Annotated in this window: 16 protein-coding genes; 11 read left to right on the top strand and 5 right to left on the bottom strand. The window is 35.1% G+C overall.

Features of this window, described 5'->3' with window-relative positions; all coding sequences use genetic code 11:
• Positions 1–11 precede the first annotated feature (11 nt).
• Positions 12–935 carry an ABC transporter ATP-binding protein gene (locus tag ACS127_RS01250; RefSeq protein WP_440896665.1) on the bottom strand — a complete coding sequence of 308 codons (924 nt, stop codon included), beginning with the start codon at positions 933–935 and terminating at the stop codon, positions 12–14.
• 1,176 nt (positions 936–2,111) lie between these two features.
• On the opposite strand from ACS127_RS01250, the gene ACS127_RS01245 reads away from it, so the two are divergent.
• The 4 genes from ACS127_RS01245 to erm all read left to right on the top strand — a co-directional run bounded on the left by ACS127_RS01245 (position 2,112) and on the right by erm (position 5,626).
• Positions 2,112–2,582 (top strand): DUF6323 family protein, encoded by a 471-nt coding sequence (locus ACS127_RS01245; protein WP_440896664.1) that lies wholly within the window; start codon positions 2,112–2,114, stop codon positions 2,580–2,582.
• Complete coding sequence (locus tag ACS127_RS01240) at positions 2,582–4,021, top strand: DUF6179 domain-containing protein (RefSeq protein ID WP_440896663.1); 1,440 nt, start codon at positions 2,582–2,584, stop codon at positions 4,019–4,021. The genes ACS127_RS01245 and ACS127_RS01240 overlap by 1 nt, the downstream gene beginning before the upstream one ends.
• A 473-nt stretch (positions 4,022–4,494) precedes the next feature.
• Entirely contained in the window at positions 4,495–4,575 is an 81-nt protein-coding gene (locus ACS127_RS01235) for an RAxF-45 family protein (protein WP_440898050.1), read from the top strand.
• Between the two features lie 211 nt (positions 4,576–4,786).
• Positions 4,787–5,626 carry a 23S ribosomal RNA methyltransferase Erm gene (gene erm, locus ACS127_RS01230; RefSeq protein WP_440896662.1) on the top strand — a complete coding sequence of 280 codons (840 nt, stop codon included), beginning with the start codon at positions 4,787–4,789 and terminating at the stop codon, positions 5,624–5,626.
• Between the two features lie 309 nt (positions 5,627–5,935).
• Here erm and ACS127_RS01225 read toward each other — a convergent pair whose 3' ends face one another.
• Complete coding sequence (locus tag ACS127_RS01225; protein WP_440896661.1) at positions 5,936–6,877, bottom strand: hypothetical protein; 942 nt, start codon at positions 6,875–6,877, stop codon at positions 5,936–5,938.
• 429 nt (positions 6,878–7,306) lie between these two features.
• On the opposite strand from ACS127_RS01225, the gene asnB reads away from it, so the two are divergent.
• Together asnB and ACS127_RS01215 are read left to right on the top strand one after the other, a co-directional pair.
• Positions 7,307–9,178: an asparagine synthase (glutamine-hydrolyzing) gene (asnB, locus tag ACS127_RS01220; protein ID WP_440896660.1), complete on the top strand. Its 1,872-nt coding sequence runs from the start codon at positions 7,307–7,309 to the stop codon at positions 9,176–9,178.
• 468 nt (positions 9,179–9,646) lie between these two features.
• Complete coding sequence (locus tag ACS127_RS01215) at positions 9,647–10,450, top strand: CPBP family intramembrane glutamic endopeptidase (protein ID WP_440896659.1); 804 nt, start codon at positions 9,647–9,649, stop codon at positions 10,448–10,450.
• Positions 10,451–10,924: 474 nt separating this feature from the next.
• Here the strand turns inward: ACS127_RS01215 and ACS127_RS01210 are convergent, their stop codons facing one another.
• Positions 10,925–12,826 carry an endonuclease MutS2 gene (locus ACS127_RS01210; RefSeq protein WP_440896658.1) on the bottom strand — a complete coding sequence of 634 codons (1,902 nt, stop codon included), beginning with the start codon at positions 12,824–12,826 and terminating at the stop codon, positions 10,925–10,927.
• 687 nt (positions 12,827–13,513) lie between these two features.
• Between ACS127_RS01210 and ACS127_RS01205 the strand changes: the two genes are divergently transcribed.
• Positions 13,514–14,395: a helix-turn-helix transcriptional regulator gene (locus ACS127_RS01205; RefSeq protein WP_440896657.1), complete on the top strand. Its 882-nt coding sequence runs from the start codon at positions 13,514–13,516 to the stop codon at positions 14,393–14,395.
• A gap of 133 nt (positions 14,396–14,528) precedes the next feature.
• Here the strand turns inward: ACS127_RS01205 and ACS127_RS01200 are convergent, their stop codons facing one another.
• A complete protein-coding gene (locus ACS127_RS01200) occupies positions 14,529–15,767 on the bottom strand; it encodes a serpin family protein (protein ID WP_440896656.1) in 1,239 nt (412 codons plus the stop codon).
• A 1,259-nt stretch (positions 15,768–17,026) separates the two neighbouring features.
• Positions 17,027–17,737 carry a phosphatase PAP2 family protein gene (locus tag ACS127_RS01195; protein ID WP_440896655.1) on the bottom strand — a complete coding sequence of 237 codons (711 nt, stop codon included), beginning with the start codon at positions 17,735–17,737 and terminating at the stop codon, positions 17,027–17,029.
• Between the two features lie 214 nt (positions 17,738–17,951).
• Between ACS127_RS01195 and ACS127_RS01190 the strand changes: the two genes are divergently transcribed.
• The 4 genes from ACS127_RS01190 (at position 17,952) to ACS127_RS01175 (ending at position 22,027) form a co-directional block, all read left to right on the top strand.
• Positions 17,952–18,965: an NADP-dependent oxidoreductase gene (locus ACS127_RS01190; RefSeq protein WP_440896654.1), complete on the top strand. Its 1,014-nt coding sequence runs from the start codon at positions 17,952–17,954 to the stop codon at positions 18,963–18,965.
• A 318-nt stretch (positions 18,966–19,283) separates the two neighbouring features.
• Positions 19,284–19,817 (top strand): GNAT family N-acetyltransferase, encoded by a 534-nt coding sequence (locus ACS127_RS01185; protein ID WP_440896653.1) that lies wholly within the window; start codon positions 19,284–19,286, stop codon positions 19,815–19,817.
• 114 nt (positions 19,818–19,931) lie between these two features.
• Positions 19,932–20,852 (top strand): phosphotransferase, encoded by a 921-nt coding sequence (locus ACS127_RS01180; protein WP_440896652.1) that lies wholly within the window; start codon positions 19,932–19,934, stop codon positions 20,850–20,852.
• Between the two features lie 548 nt (positions 20,853–21,400).
• Positions 21,401–22,027 (top strand): DJ-1/PfpI family protein, encoded by a 627-nt coding sequence (locus tag ACS127_RS01175; protein ID WP_440896650.1) that lies wholly within the window; start codon positions 21,401–21,403, stop codon positions 22,025–22,027.
• Positions 22,028–22,696: the final 669 nt, after the last annotated feature.

Below are 22,696 nucleotides of genomic sequence, written 5' to 3'. Positions count from 1 at the left end.
CTCCTTAAAAATTAAAGCTGTATCCCTTCGCCATTCATGGAATTTAAAAAATACTCTTCAAGGGAGCTGTGTTTTCTATTGATACTTTCAATACCGACATCATGCTGCACAAAGGCTTTAGAGATATCCTGCTGTGTTATCTTTGCTTCATAGATGCGTATCATTTGTTCAGCTATGATTTTAAAATTCCTCACTCCAACATGCTGTTCTAGAATATATACTGCTTTCTTTACATTGTCTACTTTTACTTCGATATACTCTGTCTGTTCCCCATTGATAGTTTCCATTGATACTTCTTTGATAAGCTTGCCATTTTGTATAATACCAATCGTATCTGACATTTGTTCCATTTCGGCTAAAATATGGCTGGAGATCAATAACGTCATGCCGTATTCCCTGCAGAGCACCTTAAAAAGATCCCTTAGCTCTTTGATCCCAATCGGATCTAGTCCATTGATGGGTTCATCTAAAACAAGAAGTTCTGGCTTAGTAGAGATAGCTCTTGCTATTCCTAACCTTTGCTTCATTCCTAGCGAAAGTTCTTTCACCTTTTTATCTTCTATATCTTTCAATCCGACCAAATTAATAGCTTCATCAATCGACTGTTTATCGTAATAGCCCATATATTCACAATGGAAAGATAGATTTTCTTTGGCTGTTAAGTTGTCATAGAAAATAGGATACTCAATAATAACGCCCATTCGTTTAAGAAATTCTACAGAGTTGTCCATGACCTTTTCACCAAAAATCTCAATTTCACCACTTGTTGGCTTGATTAGATTAGTAATCATTTTCATAGTAGTTGTTTTGCCTGAACCATTCGGGCCTAAAAAACCATATATTTCACCCTTTTTCACATGCATAGTAACTTCAGAAATGATTTCCTTACCTTTAAACGATTTGGTAAGCTGATTCGTTTGTAATAAATATGTCATTTGTTATCTCCTTTCGATTGCTATTGCTATTCTATAAAATAAAATTCTCTTTTCTCTTACTTAAATCTTACTTTTTTCTTAAGTTTGTAACCTAACGTTTTGTCTGTATTAATTTTCTATTTTACATTTATTTAGGAAGGGCTAAAGACAAATGACAACCATAAAGGAGTAACAGATTTCTAACCTGGACTGTTTTCACATTTGTATATGTACTAATGCCATTCTTATCATATTTTTCCTCACTATTCAAAATTTAAAAGTATGTGATTTTTAAATTTTGAATATTTATTCTACATAAGTCCATATCTCACTATGACTTTCACATTTTTCGTTTTATATTTTACCTTATAATCAAGCATTACTTCAAAAAAGGAATGGAATGAAAAGCATGAAAGTAAAACATGAGGATTTTACAATATTTCGCATGTAATAAAACTTGTTGAAAGTTATAAAAGAGAAAATCATCATCCAGATTTGCAGTTATGAAGGGATAGAAGTACATGATGGAACCAAGTTGTATCATATGACGAGTACGTATAAGGCTTTTTATTACAGATAACCATCCGTAAACATTTACATGACCTACATCCTGTAGATCTAACTTCTATTGATTGAAGTTGCGTTTTATAAACGTATGTTGAATAACAAGGAATCAAAGCTTACAACGTCAGGCAGAAACAATTGGCGAAGGAAGTAAGCTTTTTCGATCTAACACTAGAGTAGGGAAAGCAACTTTATATTTTAGACAAACATGAGGAAGGAGAAGAGACATACCCAAATGGACTGTAAAAGTGATTGTACATGTTGTCAAAGAAAAGATATAAAGTGTGTTTTTCTATCCTATTTCTTATATCTATTAGATGGGGGAATCAACGAATTATTTGATAAGCGAAAGAAATGAAAGGTCGTGCACTTTAATATCTGTCAAAAAAAGTTTGTAAGATTATCTGTCGGTTGTTTTGGTAGATAGGGAAATTTATCAAAAAGTATCTAGATATCTCGATCATTATTTTGAATATTCAGATTATTTTACCTAAAATAGATGTTGACAAATAGTAAGATAATGAGTAAAATATACATCTCTCTTTTTATTAATGTCAATATTTAATCATAACATTTTTCGTTGTAAAAGTCAATATATTTTTTAAAATATATTTAGAAGGAGGAAATGAGTATATGTTTTTACCTAAAATGTTACATTCTCTAGATGCTTCGATGCTGGAAAAATACACTGATGAAATACAAGTGGTAAACCAAAAAGCAAAAGAATTTGGGCTTGTATTAACTCGTAATGAAATAAAAAATATCCTAGTTGCTAGAAATCAAGTCCTCCATAGCTATGGGCGAGTGGAACTAAGTGTTGACGTAATCAAAGAATTAGCTGAGGTCTTTTGTGCCTCTCCTTACGTTGATGATAAGAATTTTGTACCCACTTTATATGAACTACAAGAGATCTTTTATTATTTAAAAAATGAGACGGAGGATAGGATTGGTGATTCCCCGTTGATTGGCGTTATGAGGGATTACTTTGATGATGTTTGCAACGGTTCTTTGGAACTTTTAAAAAGCAAGCTTGAAGAATTTGCCAAACGATTTAGAAGTGATTCTTCATTCAGGAAGTCTTTTCTTGAAAGGGAGGAACGATAATGGAATTAAAAAAACAATCCAATGATCACTCTTTAGCGGCACAAGGAAAGATAAATCAGACTCGTCTATTACAAAGCCAATATACACTTTCTATTTTAAATGAAGGATTACGATTAGGTTTACTAAATAATAAAGATGTTCATGGGACAGAGGGGCAATTGATGTCCATATTAGAGAAGTTGATTAGACGGTATACCCAAGGGAAAAGCTCTTCTGTAACGTCTGAAACAGCTGTTAATATATTAACTTCTGTTTTATATGCTGTAGATGCTTATTTGTATCATTTTGATGATCCAGATGAGGCAATTGATGTATTAAAAGAAGGCAATATAATAAGAGCATATGAACAAGGTGTAGATTTGATACGACAGTGTTTGGAGGAAACAAAACAACTATATAAAGAGCTCAACAATAATAAATTGGATGTTGCAGTAGAAGCTTATAATATAACAATTGATCAATCAATCCCTGTGTTTCTAAAGAAATATGGTATTATTTTCGACGCGCATAATACCATGGCCAGTATTGATTATCCATTAGCGATTGACGATATGAACATTCAAGGTGTTTATTACCTTAGGCAATATTTGACACATTTAAAAATGGAAACCCAGTTTTGTCTTTTGTTTGACAAAGATGATCTGCAACATCTTTTGGTTAACTATGGGAGAATATGTGGATTCGACTATCGAATAGAGCTATTCAATATATTTGAGTTAGTATTTAATAATGCGATTTTTTCCATTTTATCAGGAGGGCAAGCTACTCAAATAAAAATCACTATCAATCAGTATAAATGGCTAGATGATTTGTTTAATAAATTGAATGATAGTCAAATCCAGTCCACTATTTTAAAAGCTGTGGATCGATTACAACAACATTTCCATATTAGGACCCCTCAAATGACTGATTATTTGAACCAATGTGGAATGATCCTAGTGCAGAGGGTTAAAAGTGTTGTAAAACATAACGGCCTTGAAACAGTGGTCATCGTGGAGAAGGAATTAACCTCTCAATCCATTGTCACAGCATTCAAAGCGTCTGATCGCATGAGTGATAATCGTTTTCGGTTATTAATTGAAAAAATCTCGAATTGCGAAAAGACAGGGGATAAAGTGAATATGGTTCGAAATAATTTTCATTCTCTTCCTGATTATATTGATCTGCTAAACAGCGATTGTTTATTGGAGGATGAGTATAAAGACCTTTTTAAGACTTTTGGCGATGTAGAGTTAGCTATTTTGGTTAAGATAGTGTTCTATGAAGAATTACGGGATAATTCAACAGATCTATCCTCTCTCTATGCCGAGGAAAAGAAGTATGAAAATGAATGGCAACATCATTTTATTGAGTTTATGAAAGATATTGATATCAATAGAAGGAGTGCCATTGAGAAGTATATTTATGATATTGACTATGAAGAAGTTAGTTTTTATTAATAGTCACCAATTTAAAATGGAAACTGTCTAATGCATAGCTATTTTCTCCAGGTAAATGCTGAGAAGGATCGAGATAATTATCTAGATATTAAAACCGGACCGTAATTATCAGGCTGTTTTAGGCTATCAACTTCAATGCTTTAACTTTTCGCTAAAGTATAATGTTAGGGAGACGATTAAAAGAGCTAATAGGTTTTGAAAAGATGGTTATTCGAGTTATAGTGTGGGAAAATTAGTTTATTTATCATAGATAATCGTCCGTAAAACTTCCACTGATTGAGGTTTCGTTTTATTAGTAGCTATATTTCTATAAATTAGATTGTCCTAAAAAAGTTTCTGTTAGTTAATTTCTCGTTTTCACATTGACTTATTTTAAGGGGAATTGTAAAATAAAAGGTACATTTTACAACTAGGAGGATTATTAAAAATGGCGCATATGAGACTTCGATTCCCAACTTTGAACCAGTAATTAAATACGTTCAAAGGCTCTGTTTTGTGTTAGCAGAGTAAACGGGATAAGTCTGTCCTTTTTTAATAATCTTCATGTCATATAAAAAACATATGTAGTGTAGAGAAAGGCGGATTATTCTGCCTTTCTTTATTTTTTTATATCTAAATTTAACCCTCCTTTGTTTTCACCGAAGACAGGTTTATTTACTGACGGCTTCTAACAGCCTCTAATTAAATAAGGATAGGTCTCTTTCCCTTTACTCTCCAATCACAAGCAGATGCTTGTGATTTTTTATTGAAAGGGAGAGAAATTATATGAACCAAAAGAAAAATAAAAGAATGAAAAAAATGAATCATGGGAAACCGCCCAACTTTTCTGGGCAACATTTACTGCATAATAAGAGGCTGATTCATGAGATTGCAGATCAAGCAAAAATCAGCACCCATGATTTAGTCTTAGACTTAGGTGCAGGAAAAGGGGCTTTAACATCGGTTTTGAGTAAAAAAGCTAAAAATGTCCTTGCCGTGGAAAGTGATAGCAAGTTTGTTGAAATTTTAAAACGAAAATTATTCTATGATTCAAATACGAAAATTATTCATCAAGATATTTTGAAAATTCGTTTACCGAAGGAACCATTTGTTGTTGTTTCTAATATCCCATTTTCCATTACAACGCCAATTATGAAAATGCTTCTAAATAAACCTTCAAGTGGTTTTCAAAGAGGAGTTATTGTTATGGAGAAAGGGGCAGCTAAAAGATTCACATCAACTTTTGTGAAAGATTCGTATGTGGCTGCTTGGAGAATGTGGTTTGATATTAGGTATATTAAAGGAATTTCAAGAAATTACTTCTCTCCACCTCCGAGAGTAGATTCAGCTATGATTACCATAAATAGAAAGGCTAATCCGCTTGTACCTATTACCGATTATTTCATCTTTTGGGGATTGGTTGATTATGCTTTAAAAAAGCCCCAATTATCTATTGATTTTGCACTAAGAAGTGTATTTACTCCGCCGCAAATTAAGCATTTAAAAAGGAAACTTCGAATAATGGATGAGATTCCTATTGCGACTTTATCGGCACAGCAATGGGGAATCGTATTTGAGGCAATGGTTAAGCATGTCCCAAGGTTTAGATGGCCAAAGGTAAAGTGACACTTCACTCTATGAGGAGGACTGTTATCCTTCATGGACTGAGATTCAGAGCAAAAAAGACATATGTTTTTCCATGAAATAGAGAAATATTATTTAATTTAAAGCGTAAACAATCACCACTTGTCTATGAAACTGGAGCAAGTGGTGATTGTTGTATAAAGGTAAAATGCGGGATATTATCTTTTATTTTTTTGTACGAAATAATTTATCATAAACGTTTAACTAAAGTTTGATTATTTTTCTCCCTGCGTTGATTCCTAATTTCACCGGGAGAGCTTGTCACTGAAATCTGGGTCAGAGTATATTAAATCAGTCACCTTCAGATACTGGACCATCATATTCCGGATCATCAGAAGGAGGTTGAATTTCAGTTATTAATAAAGCAGTATGTCCTTCTTCATCTGTTATAGTGAACAACAAAGTCTGCCCTTCTTGCAATCCTGCTTCTCCTGCTGCTACATATGGAAAGTTAGAAAAGTCTCCACTAAAATCTCCGTCCTCATTTGCTTCCAACTCCATTGTATCTCCAGTGAATGCATCTACCTCTGAAACTTGCACATTAACTTCTGGCAATGTTTTTCCGTAATAGGTTGATGTATTCTCGTAAAATTCGGGTAAATAAGTGGCTTCTTTGATCTCTTCTATTGCTGCTGTTTCTGAGCTGCTTTCCACTAACTCCATACTTTCTTCCTCTGGCTGTATCGGGAGTACAAATTGTTGTTCATGGGGCATCCCACCCATAACGTACACGATCAATTCATCATCAGCTTCGAGTTCTGTTTCACCAAGTGGAATGGTAAAATGCCCTTCATCTGATACATCTAGATCAATCGTTTCCGTATCATCCGTATCTGGTACCGGTAGTTCAAATCGAATATTTTGATCGGGATTAATCGTCCCACTATATACAAGTGTGTTTTCATATATATAAGGTAATTCAAGATTTTCTAAGGCTTCAGGATAGACGATGTTACCATCACCTTCTGGATCTTCCCGACCGCTCACTTCCTCAGGGTCATAAATGCCGGGTTCGGATGTGTCTTCATTCTCTTCATTTTCTCCGTCTACATCATCAGCTTGAGAGTTTTCTTCATGATCAGAAGATACGTTGTCTTCCAGCTCTATTTCTTCATGCTGTTCATTTTCTGTTGCATTGCTGCTCTCACCGCCTGCTTCTTCTGACTCTGAGCCACCGCATGCTGTGAGCATAACGACGACACTTAGTAAACTCATATATACAAATGTTCGCATCCTTCATTCATCTCCTGTTTAAAAGATTATATAATGACTTATTCCCAAAAGCGGAGTAGAAAAAACATTGCTTGTTTTAGGTATCTGATCATTGAAATGTCCCTTTGGATGGACACTTATTTTAGGTTAAATGCTGATTGTGGATCATTTGAAATTTATATTTAATAAAAAATACCCAATAGAAAAACCATATTTTACTATTCATTTAAAACTGAATTCCTGTCAAGATGAATTCAACTAGATCTATTGTGCTTGATAAAATGGTTTGTTAAAATGACTAGATGTCTTAAAAAGTTTAACTTGTATAGCATAAATCTATCATTTCTATAAGTGATGAGATAAATGTCGTGGTGCTCTTTAAATCAGAGAGTGATTTCAAACGACCTGCTGAAATTAAGATAACTTTGAATACAAAGGAGTTTAATATAAATGTGTGGATTTGTTGGTATATTTACTCCCCCAGGTCTCAGTGATAAAGCATTTGATTTATTGAGAGCGCGTACAGATCTGATTACCCATCGTGGTCCAGATGATGAAGGATATTTTGCGGAAGATGGTGTGTTTTTTGGATTTCGGCGATTGAGTATTATTGATATTGAATCTGGTGATCAGCTCCTAAGTTATCAGAATGGACAAATTCGAATGATATTCAATGGGGAGATTTATAATTATAAAGAACTTCGGGCAGATTTGCTGGAAGATGGTTATCTGTTTGATACGGAATCAGATACAGAAGTTATTGCGGCACTTTTCGCAAAATACAAGGGGGAAGCTTTTTCCTATTTGCGGGGTATGTTTGGTATCATGATTTGGGACAAGCAAGACGAAACCCTGTATGGTGCACGCGATCCCTTTGGAATAAAGCCTTTTTATTATGAAGAAAAAGAAGACAGGCTTATTTGTGCTTCTGAACGGAAAAGTATTAACTTATTTCGAGATAATCACATATTAGATGAAAATGCATTACAACAATACTTTAGTTTTCAATTTGTACCTGAACCAGATACCCTGATAGCAGGGATTAAAAAATTGGAACCAGGGTGTTATTTCACGAAAAAGCATGGAGAACCCATGCAAACTACTCGTTATTGGAAAGCTGCCTTTCATCCAGTAAAGATGGAAAAAAATCAATGGATAGAGCGGATTCAAAACGTCCTTTTTGATTCCGTAGAAAAACATATGCGAAGTGATGTTCCAGTCGGCTCATTTCTGTCTGGAGGTATTGATTCTTCTATCATTGTCTCCATAGCCAAACAAATGAATCCAGATATTAAGACGTTTTCTGTTGGCTTTGAACGAGAAGGTTACTCAGAAATCGATGTGGCACAGGAAACAGCAGAAAAGTTGGATGTGACGAATACGGCTTATCTGGTCACACCAGAAGAATATATTAAACATCTACCGAATATCGTTTGGCATATGGATGATCCCTTAGCTGATCCATCATGTGTCCCGCTATATTTCATGGCTAGAGAAGCACGAAAACAAGTGAAAGTTGCATTATCTGGGGAAGGAGCCGACGAGCTTTTTGGTGGATACAATATTTACCGAGAACCAGAATCCTTGAAGGTATTTCAATATATTCCTGATCCAATTCAGCAATTACTTGAGAAGGTAGCACAAGTTTTACCCGAGGGTGTGAAAGGGAAGAGTTTTTTAGAGAGGGGAACCACGCCTTTATCTGAACGGTATATCGGAAATGCAAAAATGTTTGAGGGTGAACAGTTAGAACACCTCATGCAACATTACAATTCTACACTGTCATATCGAGATATCACGAGATCTTTATTTCAAACTTCTTCTGATTATTCTCTAGTTGACCAAATGCAATATGTTGATATACACACCTGGCTACGTGGAGATATTTTATTAAAAGCTGATCGGATGACAATGGCAAATTCTTTAGAACTTCGAGTCCCATTTTTAGATCAAGAAGTCTTTCGGGTAGCAAGTGAACTACCGGAAGATTTAAAGATTACGCACGGAACGACGAAATATATTCTGCGTAAAGCGGTCAAAGGGATTGTACCAGACCATGTCCTCACTCGAAAAAAATTAGGTTTCCCAGTACCGATCCGTCACTGGCTAAAGAAAGAATTATATGATTGGGCAGTAAATGTGATTAAGGAAAGTCAAATTGATCAATGGATAAAAAAAGACTATGTGCTTGATTTATTAGACAAGCATTGTATGGATAAAGGCGATTATAGTCGTAAAATATGGACAGTTCTTATGTTTGCAGTCTGGCATCAGGTCTATATCGAAAATAAATATACTGTGCCTGATTTAGTAGCTAACTAAACGATAAAAGGGTGTTTTCTCTCTTACTAAATGAAAATATAATTCTATGCGTTTTAATCAAAAGTTAGCTTGCATCTTTGGAGTTGTTGATTATAGTAAGAGCCCCTTTTACGGTAAGGATATTTGCAGATTTTCTGTAGATATCCTTTTTAAAATTTAACTAGCATAAGGTAATAGGAACTGAACAAAGGTCAGTATCAAGCCTGTAAGATTTTAACTGACAAACTACTTTTTGAACACATGCTAATGATTTTTTTTTAGTTTTAGCTTAGATTACTTTATACATAGTGCAGCCAAATGACTGTAACCTAGTTAACTAAGGGAATGATTTAAAAATTAAAAGAAATGAAGTAACATATCATTATATAATAGATAGTAAAAATATGTTAATATAAATACAAGAATAATAATCAGGTCCATTTTAAAATAGGATTTTAAAAAATACATTGCAATAGAGAGGAAACATTAATGAAAAAATTTATCAGCACTCTATTAAAAACAGTTGCTTTTTTTATAGGTTGGGCGGTTTTAATTTCTTTTACCCCTGATATACCAACGAATAATCAAGCATTATTACGGTTATGGTGGGAATTTAGCCCACTTGCTTTAATCATTTTATTTTCGATTATTTTTGTTTTGGTCATAGAAAAGGGTAATATTAGAATTCCGCTAGTCTCAAACTTAATTAAGAATTCTCTAATAGGTGTTGCAATAGGAATTCTATGGTTGGGTAGTGTAGTTATTGTCCTTGTCATTACCAAAGCAATGAGTATACAAGGTCAAAATAACATTGATTACATATGGATTTGGATTTTGGCGTCACTATTGAACGTTGCTATGCAAGAACTGCTAATGAGAGGTTATTTATATCAATTATGGAAGCATAAGTATAATGTGATTGTGGCAACCCTTTTAACGACAGGTTTGTTCACAGCTATGCATGGGGGTGCATTTGAAGCAGGTATTATTCCAGTACTCAATGTGGTATCGATGAGTATCTTTATAACATTGTTACTAGAATATACAGGGACAATCATAGCCCCAATCATGGCTCATTTTATTTGGAATACAATTGGAGCGATTATCCTTGGTGGTGTTTCTCTCGCAGACGATTATCCAAAACTGTTCAATAGTACATTTCAAGGGAACTCATTAATATCAGGTGGTACTTATAAAATTGAAGGTAGTGTTATTGTCTTAGTTGCAAATTTAATTTTAATTATCATCCTATTCATTTTGAACAAAAGAAGATCTCGTTCAAAATTATATTAATTATCGTTTTTCAAAACCGAAAATTTAGGAGACAGTAAAAACATAAAAACACGTGATGAAGTCATAAATTGAAATCAAGCGTTAATTGCAGTAAGCCACAAGTAGCATGTATGTATTTTTTTAAGAAAAAGTGGGCTTGAATTCTGTGTCTGATCTTTAATAGATACAAAAATGAATTAAAGAGTTCAGAGGGTTTTATCTATAAAATATTAATTTAGGTGATTTAATCTAATAAAATAAGCCTAGCTAACAATTTACAGTTAAGTCTAAAATGTTTTCGACAACATTAGTTGAGACAATCCATTTAATAAGTCGTAAGTCCTCTACTTCATTACATGAAAAGCGTTCAAACATGATAAGTTGGGAGGGCTTACGACGTATAAGGTGCGCTAATGTTTGCCGTGTAACAGACGGGATGGTTCTAAGTCAGCCAGCCAGCCAGTTAACCTGGGAGAAAGTAGCTAATGACTAACTTCATTCGTTCCTCTTTCTTATTTCTTTTGCAACTTTACGTAACGCTTTCTTTGAACCTCGTTCTAAATCGTGTTGCATTTTTCGAGAATGGTAATCTTCGAATAAAGTATCTAAATCATACCCTTCTGGATATAAATCCTTTCCACTAATTTCTAAAGAAATCCGTTTGACATTGATCTCAATCAACTCATCCTGATAAAAAACAGTGACATTATTATACGAATCTATCCCACTATAAATAATGGCAAACTCATCTTGCTCTAATAATTTCACTCGATCGCCTTTTTGATAGTTATCGAATACAGCCATTTCTTTTTTATCGATCTTAGGTTTTCGGATTTTACTTTTATTGACCCGGTTTAGATCATATGCTTTATTATTGATATAATCTGCTGCTTTTTGTAGAATCTGTTCCGGCATATTCATTTGCTTTGAAATCCATAGGGCATTGCTTTCTCCTGATTTCCCTAACATCAATTTATACAGTGGCTCTAAAGTTTCGCCGTTAAACTGCATGGCAGCATTCATAAAATCGGGATGCATTTCGGAAAAACACTTGATTTCTCCATAATGTGTTGTAGCTACAGTTATGCTGCCCATTTGATAAAAGGCTTCTAATATAGCAATCGCGAGTGCGGCACCTTCATTGGGTTCTGTTCCACTGCCAATTTCATCAAAAAGTAATAACGTCCGATGATTGGCGATCTGAATGATGTCAGAAATATTTTTCATATGAGAGGAAAATGTACTTAAAGCATTCTCAATACTTTGATTGTCACCAATATCTACAAGAACATGCTCAAATAATCCAATTTCAGTGTCTTGATCACCTGTTAGATGGAAGCCTGACATGACCGCTAATGTTAGGAGCCCAATCGTTTTTAACACAACCGTCTTACCACCAGCATTTGGTCCCGTAATAATAAGACTGCGGAAACTTTCGCCGATCTCAAAGTTCAAAGGAACAGCATTATTCGATAGGAGCGGGTGTTTACAATTAACCAATTTTATATAACCATGATCATTTAACTTTGGCTCAATCCCATCTGTTTGTTTACTGAATTTTGCCTTAGCAAAAACCATATCATATTGGCCAATCAACTCTAGATTTACTTTCATCTCGGCTATATTTTCTAAAACCATCCCTGTTAAAGTAGCTAAGATTTGGTATTCTTCCATCTGTTCCTCAGCTTTTAACATCGCTAATTCATTATTTAATTTACTGATCGAAGTGGGTTCGATAAAAACAGTTGAGCCTTTGGCAGAAGTCTCCACAATCGTTCCTTCAACATGATGTTTATAAGAAGATTTTATTGGTATTGTATAACGATCATCTTTTTTACTGATAAATGCTTCCTGCAGATATTTTTTATTCGTACTGTTTTTTAAAAAACGATTCAAACGTTCTTCCATCTTTGATTCGACAGCTTGAATTTGAGCTCGAATTCGTTTCAAATCTTTGCTTGCTGCTGAATCCACTTGATTTCTGTGGATCGAAAAATCAATTTCCTCTTCTACATTTTGAAAAGTTGTCATCGAGTGAGCGTAGGAAGCTAGAACAGGCGCAATACATTCTTTATCGAGCATGTATCGTTTTATTTTCCGACAGCCACGAAGAAAATCTGTTACATTAACTAAATCATTTGGCTGAAGGATGCCCCCTTTCTCTAGATTTTGCATGATATTTTCAATATTAGAAATCCCAAGAAAGGGGACTCGACTGTTGGTATTCAGCACAGCCACTGCTTCACTCGTTTCATTTAATCGGTTTTTCACCACATTGATCATCGAACTTGGTTTTAATTGATCAATCAGCTGTTTTCCCAGTTCACTAACACAATAGGATTTAACGATTTGTTTTAATTCGTTATATTGCAATTTTTCATAGGTTACATCATTCATTTTCTATTCTCCTTATAAAAATATAGATGAAATGAAGATAGCTATTGATTAGATTTCAATGAGCGAATGCTTTTTTGCAACAAAAAAAGCCACAGGGATACCTGTAGCTGGCTTGTCAGTATAAGCATATACAGGACCTGTCAACCCTGACAGTTCCTCGTTAAAATAATATGCATATAGCGTTCAATAGGTATCTTCATAGGTTGCGAAATAAACACATAACAAACTAAGGGCTGTAAGTGCCCCTAATATTGCCAATTATTTATTTCATTTAAATGTTTCCTAGTTAGAACCTATCGCACTCACAAAATTCACTCCATAGTGATTAATTATCTCATTGAAATCTAATTCATTTGTATTATACTATGTCGATGTTAAAAAAGTAAAGAAGCATGGATAAGGTGAATCTTCAATCAGTAGAGATTAGCTCTAGATAATGTAGGTCATGGAAGTCTTTTCGATGGGGTGAGTAAACACACTCCCAAGTCTTAGGATGTGATATTTTTATTGGCTTGTCCATTAACTGGTGATAAAGAGTGTAGTTTTTAAAATGGGCACAGGGGAAATCAAACGAATGGCTTGTCGGTTTGGAAGGGATTGATGAGAATAGTTGAGAAGATCACAGCAATATCGATCAAGTGAGCAGTTCAAAAACATGATATCATAAAGGCAATAGGTGGTGATATTATGCATCTTGATGCTGTGATTCATCAGACAATTGAGTATATCGAGATGAATTTGCACGAAAACCTTACTTTAGATGACATGGCAACTCGGTTTAATTATTCAAAATATTACTTTCATAAGGCTTTCAAAATAGAAACGGGTTTTAATCTTTATGATTACATTCGACGTAGACGATTAGTTAATGCATCTAAGCTGCTGATCTACAGTGATTTAAAGATCATTGATATTGCATTTCTTTATCAATTTGGCAGTCATGAAGCCTTTAGTCGCTCATTTCAACGTTTGTACAATCAATCGCCCAGTCAATATCGAATAATGATGAAAAACACGATTAAATTAGAGGAGGAAATAAGAATGGATTCATTAATAAAAGGATGGACTTTTACCGGGACAGATTTGGATAAGTATACACTCCAGCGCGATAACACGGTGTCAAATCTGTCAGAATCGTCGATTAAAATAGCCTCTATCCAGAGTGATATCGATCCAAGCACAGATTTTTCAAATTTCATGCAAACCTTTAAGGCGAAATCCTTCATTGGTAAACGGATGAAATTCTCAGCTTTTATCAAAAGTGAAGATGTTGCAGGTTGGAGTGGATTGTGGATGAGAATTGATGATTTCTCCTACAACATGCTTGGTTTTGATAACATGTCTGATCGCCCGATAAAAGGTACAACTGGATGGAATCAATATGCATGTGTCTTAGATGTTCCCAAGGAAAGCGAGAATATTAATATTGGTCTTATTCTTGCTGGTTCGGGTTCTGTATGGCTAGATAATTGTTCGTTCACTGAAGTAGATAAGTCTGTGCCTATAACGGATATTAGGGAGCCGGATGATGAAATTCCTGATAAACCTGTCAATATTGAATTAATCTAAAATGATAAAAGGAATTTAAAAGAATGATACATCTTTTTTCTAGCTGTTTTTACAGAAAAGCTGCTGCACAATGTATTCTCTATTGTGCAGCAGCTCCTTTGGCTTTTTATAAGCAATTTTATACTGTGATGCCTTATGGGCTGAAGATGGTACCCATAAATAGAATTGCTTCGGTTTCGTTATCTGTAATGGCGATGAAGAAGGGGCGATTCACTTTCATTTCAAATGGTTCATCAATAGGTGCTGAGGTGGTTCCTATTTCGACGGAAGTTGATCCAGCAGCTTCGGTTCCTTCTTCATTTACATCGATAAATGTCTTTTGCTTGACTTCAGTGATCCATAGTGGATCGTCTTCCTCAATCATTTTTTCAAAATTAGCTTTTTCTTCGTCGAATGCTGTTGTCATGCCGAGTGTTTCTAATGTTTCATTTAATGTTGCTTCGTATTCCAGCTGGAATTTGGGTAACATAACGGTCCCTTCTTGTTGCTGGAATTCAGCTTTCCATTCTTCCCAGTCTTGATTCGTCAGTTTTTCCTGAAAATCTTTTAGTGTTGAGTTTTCCTTAGGAAGAAAAATATCCATGCTCATCTCCTCGTCATCACCATAGGGTAAAGACACGGCTTGAAAGTCGTCATTTTCCATATACATGAGATTTTCGTTTAATTTCATCAGTGGTACATCTTTTGTTGAACCATCATCTAAATGGAAGGTTTGCTCCTCTGTTTCATCTTCATCAAATGGGTGTGTCCAAGATCCATGAAAATAAATCGTATTAATCAGCATGGCGACCATATCAGGGTCGAGAGGAGCATCAGTTATTTCATCGATCTTATCATTTGTCGCTTCTTTGACCCAGTCGTTTATCTGATCGGCAGATGTCGTGTCATTAATATCGATTTCCTGAATTTCGGCATTAAAATAATTTGTATTGTTTTCGGCAAAATCATCCTGAAAATGAAACTCATTATTGAGCCAGATAGAGTTACCAATATCCAATTGAACCTGCTCTGAGTCATCAATGATCATCGATATCAATGAAGCATTTGCTTGATTCAGTTCATCGACTTCTGGCTCTTCTATTTGCAGGGTATCAGCAATTTCTTGTTTCGTTTCGCCATCGGCTCCGTTATAGGCCATGGAGAGTGCCATGGATAAGCTTGTCGGTGAAATAAAAATGTTTCCGTTCTCATCGGAATCAACCACTTTTAGTAAATCAAAGCCCAGTCCATTATTAGCAGAAATAATTTTTTGATAATCACTTTCGTTAAAATTCGCATCATTTTCAGTGCCTGAATCACTAGAGTCATCATCCGTTGTCCCACAAGCTGTTAATAACAGTATAACTATTGTTGAAGCGATGAATTTCTTCATATCAATAATCCTCCTTGGACAGTAGGGTTGTTTATCGTTAATTTTAACATGAAAGATATTGTAAATTAAAGTAAGTAGCTATTAATTATAGTAATATTATACCCTTTTAAGGTTTATAAGAAACAAGAGCATAGATATGAGGTAGGGCAGAAATAGTTGTCTTTTACTTATTTAATATTTTGGCATAGTTGTGTTTGGGACTATCTCTTAATTCGTATTGGAAAATTTTGCAATACCATATTCGATCAATAAGTTTTACGATAGAAAAGATATCATTAGAAGAGAAAGGAAATCTGTAAGTATAGTTTATCATGGAATAGCTATATATTTAGTGCATCGAGTGAGGCTGATTGTGTCCAATGTGAAGAAAAGATAAAGGCTCATGAATTCACTTGTTTATGCGTAATCAAGTGCAAATCTAAAGATTCGCAAGCAGATTTAACAGTCTGCATTCAAACCTCACTTTTCGCTAATAATCCAAATGCCTCCATAAGAATCCGTATTACTCAATTAATAACAAATCTTGAAAATTGTTGCATAAGAATGAGTTGTACAATAGCTTTTTTCTTTATCAATATTGGAAGTTTTCTATTCAACGTTTGAGCCTGGAGTTTTGCTTAAAATGCGGGATAGAAGGGTTATACCCGACATTTTGTCTGACGATTTCATTTGAAGTGTTTGATAGAAGCCTCCTATCCGATATTTTGACTGATGATTTCGTTTGGAATGTTTGATAGAAGCCCTCTATTCGACATTTTGACTGATGATTTCGTTTGGAATGTTTGATAGAAGCCCTCTATTCGATATTTTGACTGATGATTTCGTTTGGAATGTTTGATAGAAGCCCTCTATTCGATATTTTGACTGATGATTTCGTTTGGAATGTTTGATAGAGACCTCCTATCTGACATTTTGACTTACGATTTCGTTTGAAATGTTTGATAGAAGCCCTCTATTCGACATTTTGACTTACGATTTCGTTTGGAATGTTTGATAGAAGCCCTCTATTCGACATTTTGACTTATGATTTCGTTTGAAATGTTTGATAGAAGTCCTCTATTCGACATTTTGACTTACAATTTCAATCAAAACATCGGATAGAAGCTCTACTCGTCTTTTCTATAGGGGAATTTAAATGGTGAACTAGCTTTGATATTCACGTAAATGGTTACTATACCATAGATTTCATGACACTTGACCAATCATAGAAAAAAGCTGTTGCAAAATGTATGATCTACATTTTGCAACAGCTTCATTTTCTAATATCCTCTTGATCTTTCAAAGGTCTCACTTTGATCTTTTAGTTTCAGTTTTCTAAGTAAGTCGCGAAGTGATTCCTGGACAGCCAGGTAAACGCCGAATGAGATGAAGACAACAGCTGCTCCATAGGAAAATCCGCCAATCACATCTGTTGGAAAATGTACGCCTAAATAAATTCTGGTAAATAAGATAAAGCCAATCAATGCAAGTGTGATAAAACCGACAATGAATTTTTTCCAGATCTGAGTCAAGGAAAGCACAAGCACTAAGCCAATGAATCCATAGAAAATCGTTGTTGCCGTTGCATGTCCACTTGGAAAACTTTCATTCGTCTTTTCTATAAGTTGTAGAAACTCCGGCCGATCTCGATCAAATATCTTTTTCAATACTTTTCCTCCAATTGCCGCACAGAAAAGGATGGTCCCACCGAACCAGAGTCCATCTGCATACTTTCGTTTAAAAAACAAGACAATAGCAAGAATAATCGTTAAAGCGATAACGAGCTTCATACTTCCAAGTTCAGTTAATATCATAAACAAAGCTGTTTTACTGTCAGATATAGAACCTTGTATTCGCTCAATCCATGATAAATCAAAGGATGTTACCCAGGCGCTTTCTACATGAACTCCCCAGGCTATGATGCCGAACAATATTAGAAATAACATCCCCACCGTGAAAAAGGGGACAGCAGATAATTTTCGTGTTCTCAATATATTAACCTTCTTCCTGTTTATATGGTTTTTTATTATCCCTGACTGTATATAATAGCATGTTTCTATGGATAGATATATAAGAAAAATAGATCAAATGATTAGCTAGATCAATTTTGAGTTGTTTATATATCCATAAAGAGAGGAATAGTTAAAGAAGTATCCTATTTTTTCGAATCGAAAAAACAATGACAAAAATAAGGAGGAAAGAAGAGTGAATCAACAACAATTAATATTACAAGAGCGTCCAAATGGATGGCCAAATGCAGATACATTTCAATTTAAAGAGGTAAAGATTCCAAAACCAGAAGAAGATGAGGTCTTATTAAAAACGTTATATATTTCTGTCGACCCGTATATGCGCGGGAGAATGTCTGATGCCCCTTCGTATACGGCTCCTTTTGAAGTTGGAAAACCTTTAACAGGTGATATCGTGAGTCAAGTGGTCGCGACAAAAAGTGATCAGTTTACTGTAGGTGATATCGTAACAGGATCGCTTGCTTTTCAAGAATATAATGTCACGAAGGCAAATTGTGTTCGAAGAATTAGGACAAATGGTTTGAATCCCAGTAACGCACTTAGTGTGTTAGGTATGCCAGCACTAACTGCCTATTTTGGTATGATGCACATTGGTGAACCGAAAAAAGGAGAGACCGTTGTGGTTTCTGGAGCGGCAGGAGCAGTCGGACAGGTTGCAGGACAATTAGCTAAAAGAGTCGGTGCTCGAGTCGTTGGGATTGTGGGTTCTGAACAAAAAGCAGCTCATATTGTAGAGACACTTGGCTATGATGCAGCTGTTGAATATAAAAAGGGTAATATAGCCGATCAGCTAAAAGAAACCTGTCCGAATGGAATTGATGTCTATTATGAAAATGTGGGTGGTGAGGTTTCAGATACTGTCTGGCCGCTACTAAATGTTTTTGCCCGTGTTCCAGTGTGTGGTTCGATCTCTTCTTATAATTTAAAGGAAGGGGAAGAAGATATCGGTTTACGTGTTCAACGTTTTCTCGTCAAATCACGAGTGAAAATGCAAGGTTTACTTGTTGGTGATTTTGCAGAACACTATGATGAAGCATACAAAGCCCTTGAAGAAGCGGTTACTAAAGGCGAATTGAAATTTGAAGAGACCATTCACAAAGGTTTCCATACCATTCCAGATGCTTTTCTAGGCTTATTTTCCGGTGAGAATATTGGTAAGCAGCTTATTAAAGTGGCTGATGAGGAATAAAGTTTTATAAAAGAAGGGGAGGAAGCTGTTGCAAAATAACAGCTCCTTTAATGTCGTCTCTATGTTCAGATTTATCCTCGTACGGGGTGGTTCTCTGCTTGGAATCAGTGATTTGATGCTCGAAAGAAGTGAACCTATCCTCATATTCTATCAAGGACACATTTTTGATATAATAAGAATAATTCAATGAAAGGAGTTGATTGGAATGAAACAGATACTACAGGTGATTGAAGAGTAGAGATTCTTTCCCTTTTCAATCATTTTTTCTATCGAAGCTCAGTTTAATAAAAATGAAGTGAAAAGGAGATTCATCAATTTATGTACAAAGATAAAAATCTAATTATTCGACCAATTGAGAAGAAAGATTTGTCCCGGTTATGGGAGTTAATTTACCAAGAGGAAAAGCCTGAATGGAAGAAATGGGATGCTCCATATTTTCCGCATCAGACAAAGTCATACGAAACTTTTGTATCTGAACAAGGAGATTGGATAGCCAGTAAAAATTATTGGGTGATTGAAGTCGATGGAGATGTTCGAGGAACGGTTTCTTATTATTGGGAGCATGAGCCTTCACGTTGGCTTGAAATCGGCATTGTCCTACATGAAGCGGAATCTTGGGGAAAAGGTGTCGGTACACGTGCTTTAAATTTGTGGATTAACCATCTTTTTAATCAATTACCACTGGTTCGTGTCGGCCTAACGACCTGGTCTGGTAATCAGCGAATGATTCGAGTGGCTGAGAAACTAGGGATGCAAATGGAGGCACGAATTCGGAAAGTCAGGTATTATAACGGAAAATACTATGATTCGATCCGCATGGGTATACTGCGTGAAGAATGGGAGAATCACTAATTAGTTTGATAATCAACAACATTCCTCCCCCTTAAATTCAGGCGAGGAGGAGTGTTTGGTGATGTTTCCGAATGAAGCATGATCACTAATAATTGAATATACGGGGGAACTAATTTGTATTTTACTTCAACGATTGATGGAATCGAATCATGGCTAGAGATTTATCAGAATACTCATGCCTTTGAGTCATTAGTAAAAGCAATATTTAACAATCATAGCTTACCATACTCAGATATTAACAAGCTTACGCCCGGATCAAATGCAATCTTCCGTGTAGGTGAGGATTTTGTGATTAAGCTATTTGCACCAGCAGAAACTGAATTTGCCAATCCAAAAGCCTTTGCTATAGAGAAAACAGCCTTAAAATATGTGAATCAAGTGACTCGATCACCAAAGCTGATTGCTTCAGGAGTCATTCATGATAAATATAGTTTTCACTATATTATTATGGAGTGCATTGATGGTGATGATTTTGTCAATCTTCCACTCAAAGAAAGATTGCCATATGTCTATGAAATCAAGAAGGTGATGCGAGCTTTGAATGTACCTCTAAATGATGATGGCATTCCGGTAGTCACACTTAATGATTGTCTATCAAATCAGCGTTGGGATCATTTCCCGGAAAGGTTCAATCAAGATCGGAAAGAAGTTTTAAAGAATCTATCATTTGAAAATCCAGTTTATGTACACGGTGATTTAAAAGCTGCAAATTTAATTGTAAATAAGCAAAGCCAAATTTACGTGATTGATTTTGCCGATAGTCATCTTGCACCACCAGCCTATGAGTGGCCGTATATGACATTTGGGCTCTTTGGTTGCGATCCAGAAATGATGCAAGCCTATTTTGGCGATTACCAAAACGATGATTTTATCCTAAAATTAAGTAACCATCTTTTAATGCATAAATTTGGTGCTCTCCTTCTTATGCAGATCTGTGAATTGCAGGGGATGGATATTGAAGAACTGGCGACTTTAGAAAATCTCTATCAACTGATTAGAAGTTGCCTTGAAGAAGGAAATTTGCTGACTGAATAATTGGAGAAGTTAATTAAATAGCTTATATGTTAGCGATTTTTAACTATTTATCGATAAATTTATCTAATTATTAAGCAATCAATCAAATGGAAGAACTTGACTACTTTTTCGATATCATGATACGCTTAAAGTTAATTGATACTAGAAAAGAGGGATCCTACATTGATCAAATAAGCCAATGAGTTGAAAAGCTGCATTGAGGCAACTTTCTCTTTAAATATTAGGAAATATAAAATTTCAGCGGATATTTTTGATGAGGTGGGTCATCGCACCGAGCGGAAATTTTAAGATCCTAAGTATAAGAAAAACGAGTCATTTAAAGAATCTTCGACTAAGAATCCACGTTGTGTGGGAATGTCGAAGCCAACGCATCCATGTGCAAGTAAGGAATGTGTGGAATCGAGTTTTTTTCTTATGGGGAAGTTGTGTGCAGATTTTCAGGATTGGTGTATTTGTTGGTGTGGGATTTTTTACATACCCTTAGTGTACCCAGTTCTGAAAATAGGACTGGGTATTTTGTTTTGTGCAAAACATAAGGAGGAAATATTATGCAGACAAAAAAAGCTTTAGTGTTAATTTATCATGGTATGTCATTGAGTGAGATTAATTTATTAACAAACTACCTAACGATTTATCAACCGATTGATGAAGAGTGGCAAATTGATACTGTTGGTGCTGAAAAGATACCATATGAGACAGAAGATCAATTTTGGGTTACTCCAACGAAAGTCTTTAATGAAGTGAATTTTAGTGACTATGCTGTCATCATATTCCCAGGTATTATTAATCCCTATCCTGTTGCTGAAGACGATAGAATTATTGAGTTTTTACAACCACTTGCAAAAATGGAAAATCGACCATTGATCAGTTCCATGTCTTCGTCACCGATGCTTTTGGCGAAATCAGGCATATTGGATGGGGTTAAATTTACTTCTGGCTTATTTGAAGAAACCCTTAATGAATTCGATTTTTTTCAAAAAGAAAATATTATTCGTCAACCCTTAGTTTATGATGAGAAATATAACATTATGACGGCAATTAATTTTGCTTTCAGAGAATTTGCCATTCAATCTGCAAAAATATTAGGATTTGAAATCAGTGATGATAGTTTTTCCGGTCCTCGGAAAAATCCGCCGTATACTGAAGAAGAATTGACGTTTTATATGGATAAGTAATGTAAAATTAATTATCGCTTTGAAAATCGTCATGTCATTAAAGTTGTTAATGGCTATATATGTTGAATTTCATAGGCGATCTTCATAGGTTTTGCCAAGCTAGTCGATTTTTTCATTATTTCTGTTCACGAGTCCATTCGGGAGTTACCGTAAAATGTTTACCATAACGTTTGGCAAAACTCCTTTATGCTAATTGATCTAGATGAGTAGAGCATTTCTTCTGTTTATTCGCTCTTATGCGAACATCAGAGATAGAGAGGAGTGGATCGCTCCCACATTTTAAATGAAGTTTCAAGTTAGAACACCAGATAGAGTGCTCCTATCCCGTGTTTCGATCGAAATTTAAAGCTGAAATGTTGGATAGAGCCCTTCTATCTCGTATTTCGAGCGTCATCACAAGTCAAAATGTCGGATAGAATACTTCTATCCGTTTTTTTATTCAAATTTTCAATTCAAAAAGCCGAATAGAATGTTTTAAGCCCATTTCTAATAATCATTAGAAAAACTTGCTTTTGCTCACTAGCACATGGATGTGTTGCTTCAACGTTCCCATCGAACAAGGAAAGCTTCGACAGCGTTACATCGCACGAAGAAAATGGCTTTTTATTTTCAAGGACATAGGAAACTTAGTCAAAGATCCTTTGGAAGGGAGAGTTTTTATTAGACTTG

Origin of the sequence: Amphibacillus sp. Q70 (assembly GCF_052055485.1) — a bacterium.
In the GTDB taxonomy this organism is placed as follows: domain Bacteria; phylum Bacillota; class Bacilli; order Bacillales; family Amphibacillaceae; genus Amphibacillus.
The sequence above is the reverse complement of the archived record's forward strand: the minus strand, read 5'-3'. Positions and strand labels throughout refer to the sequence as shown.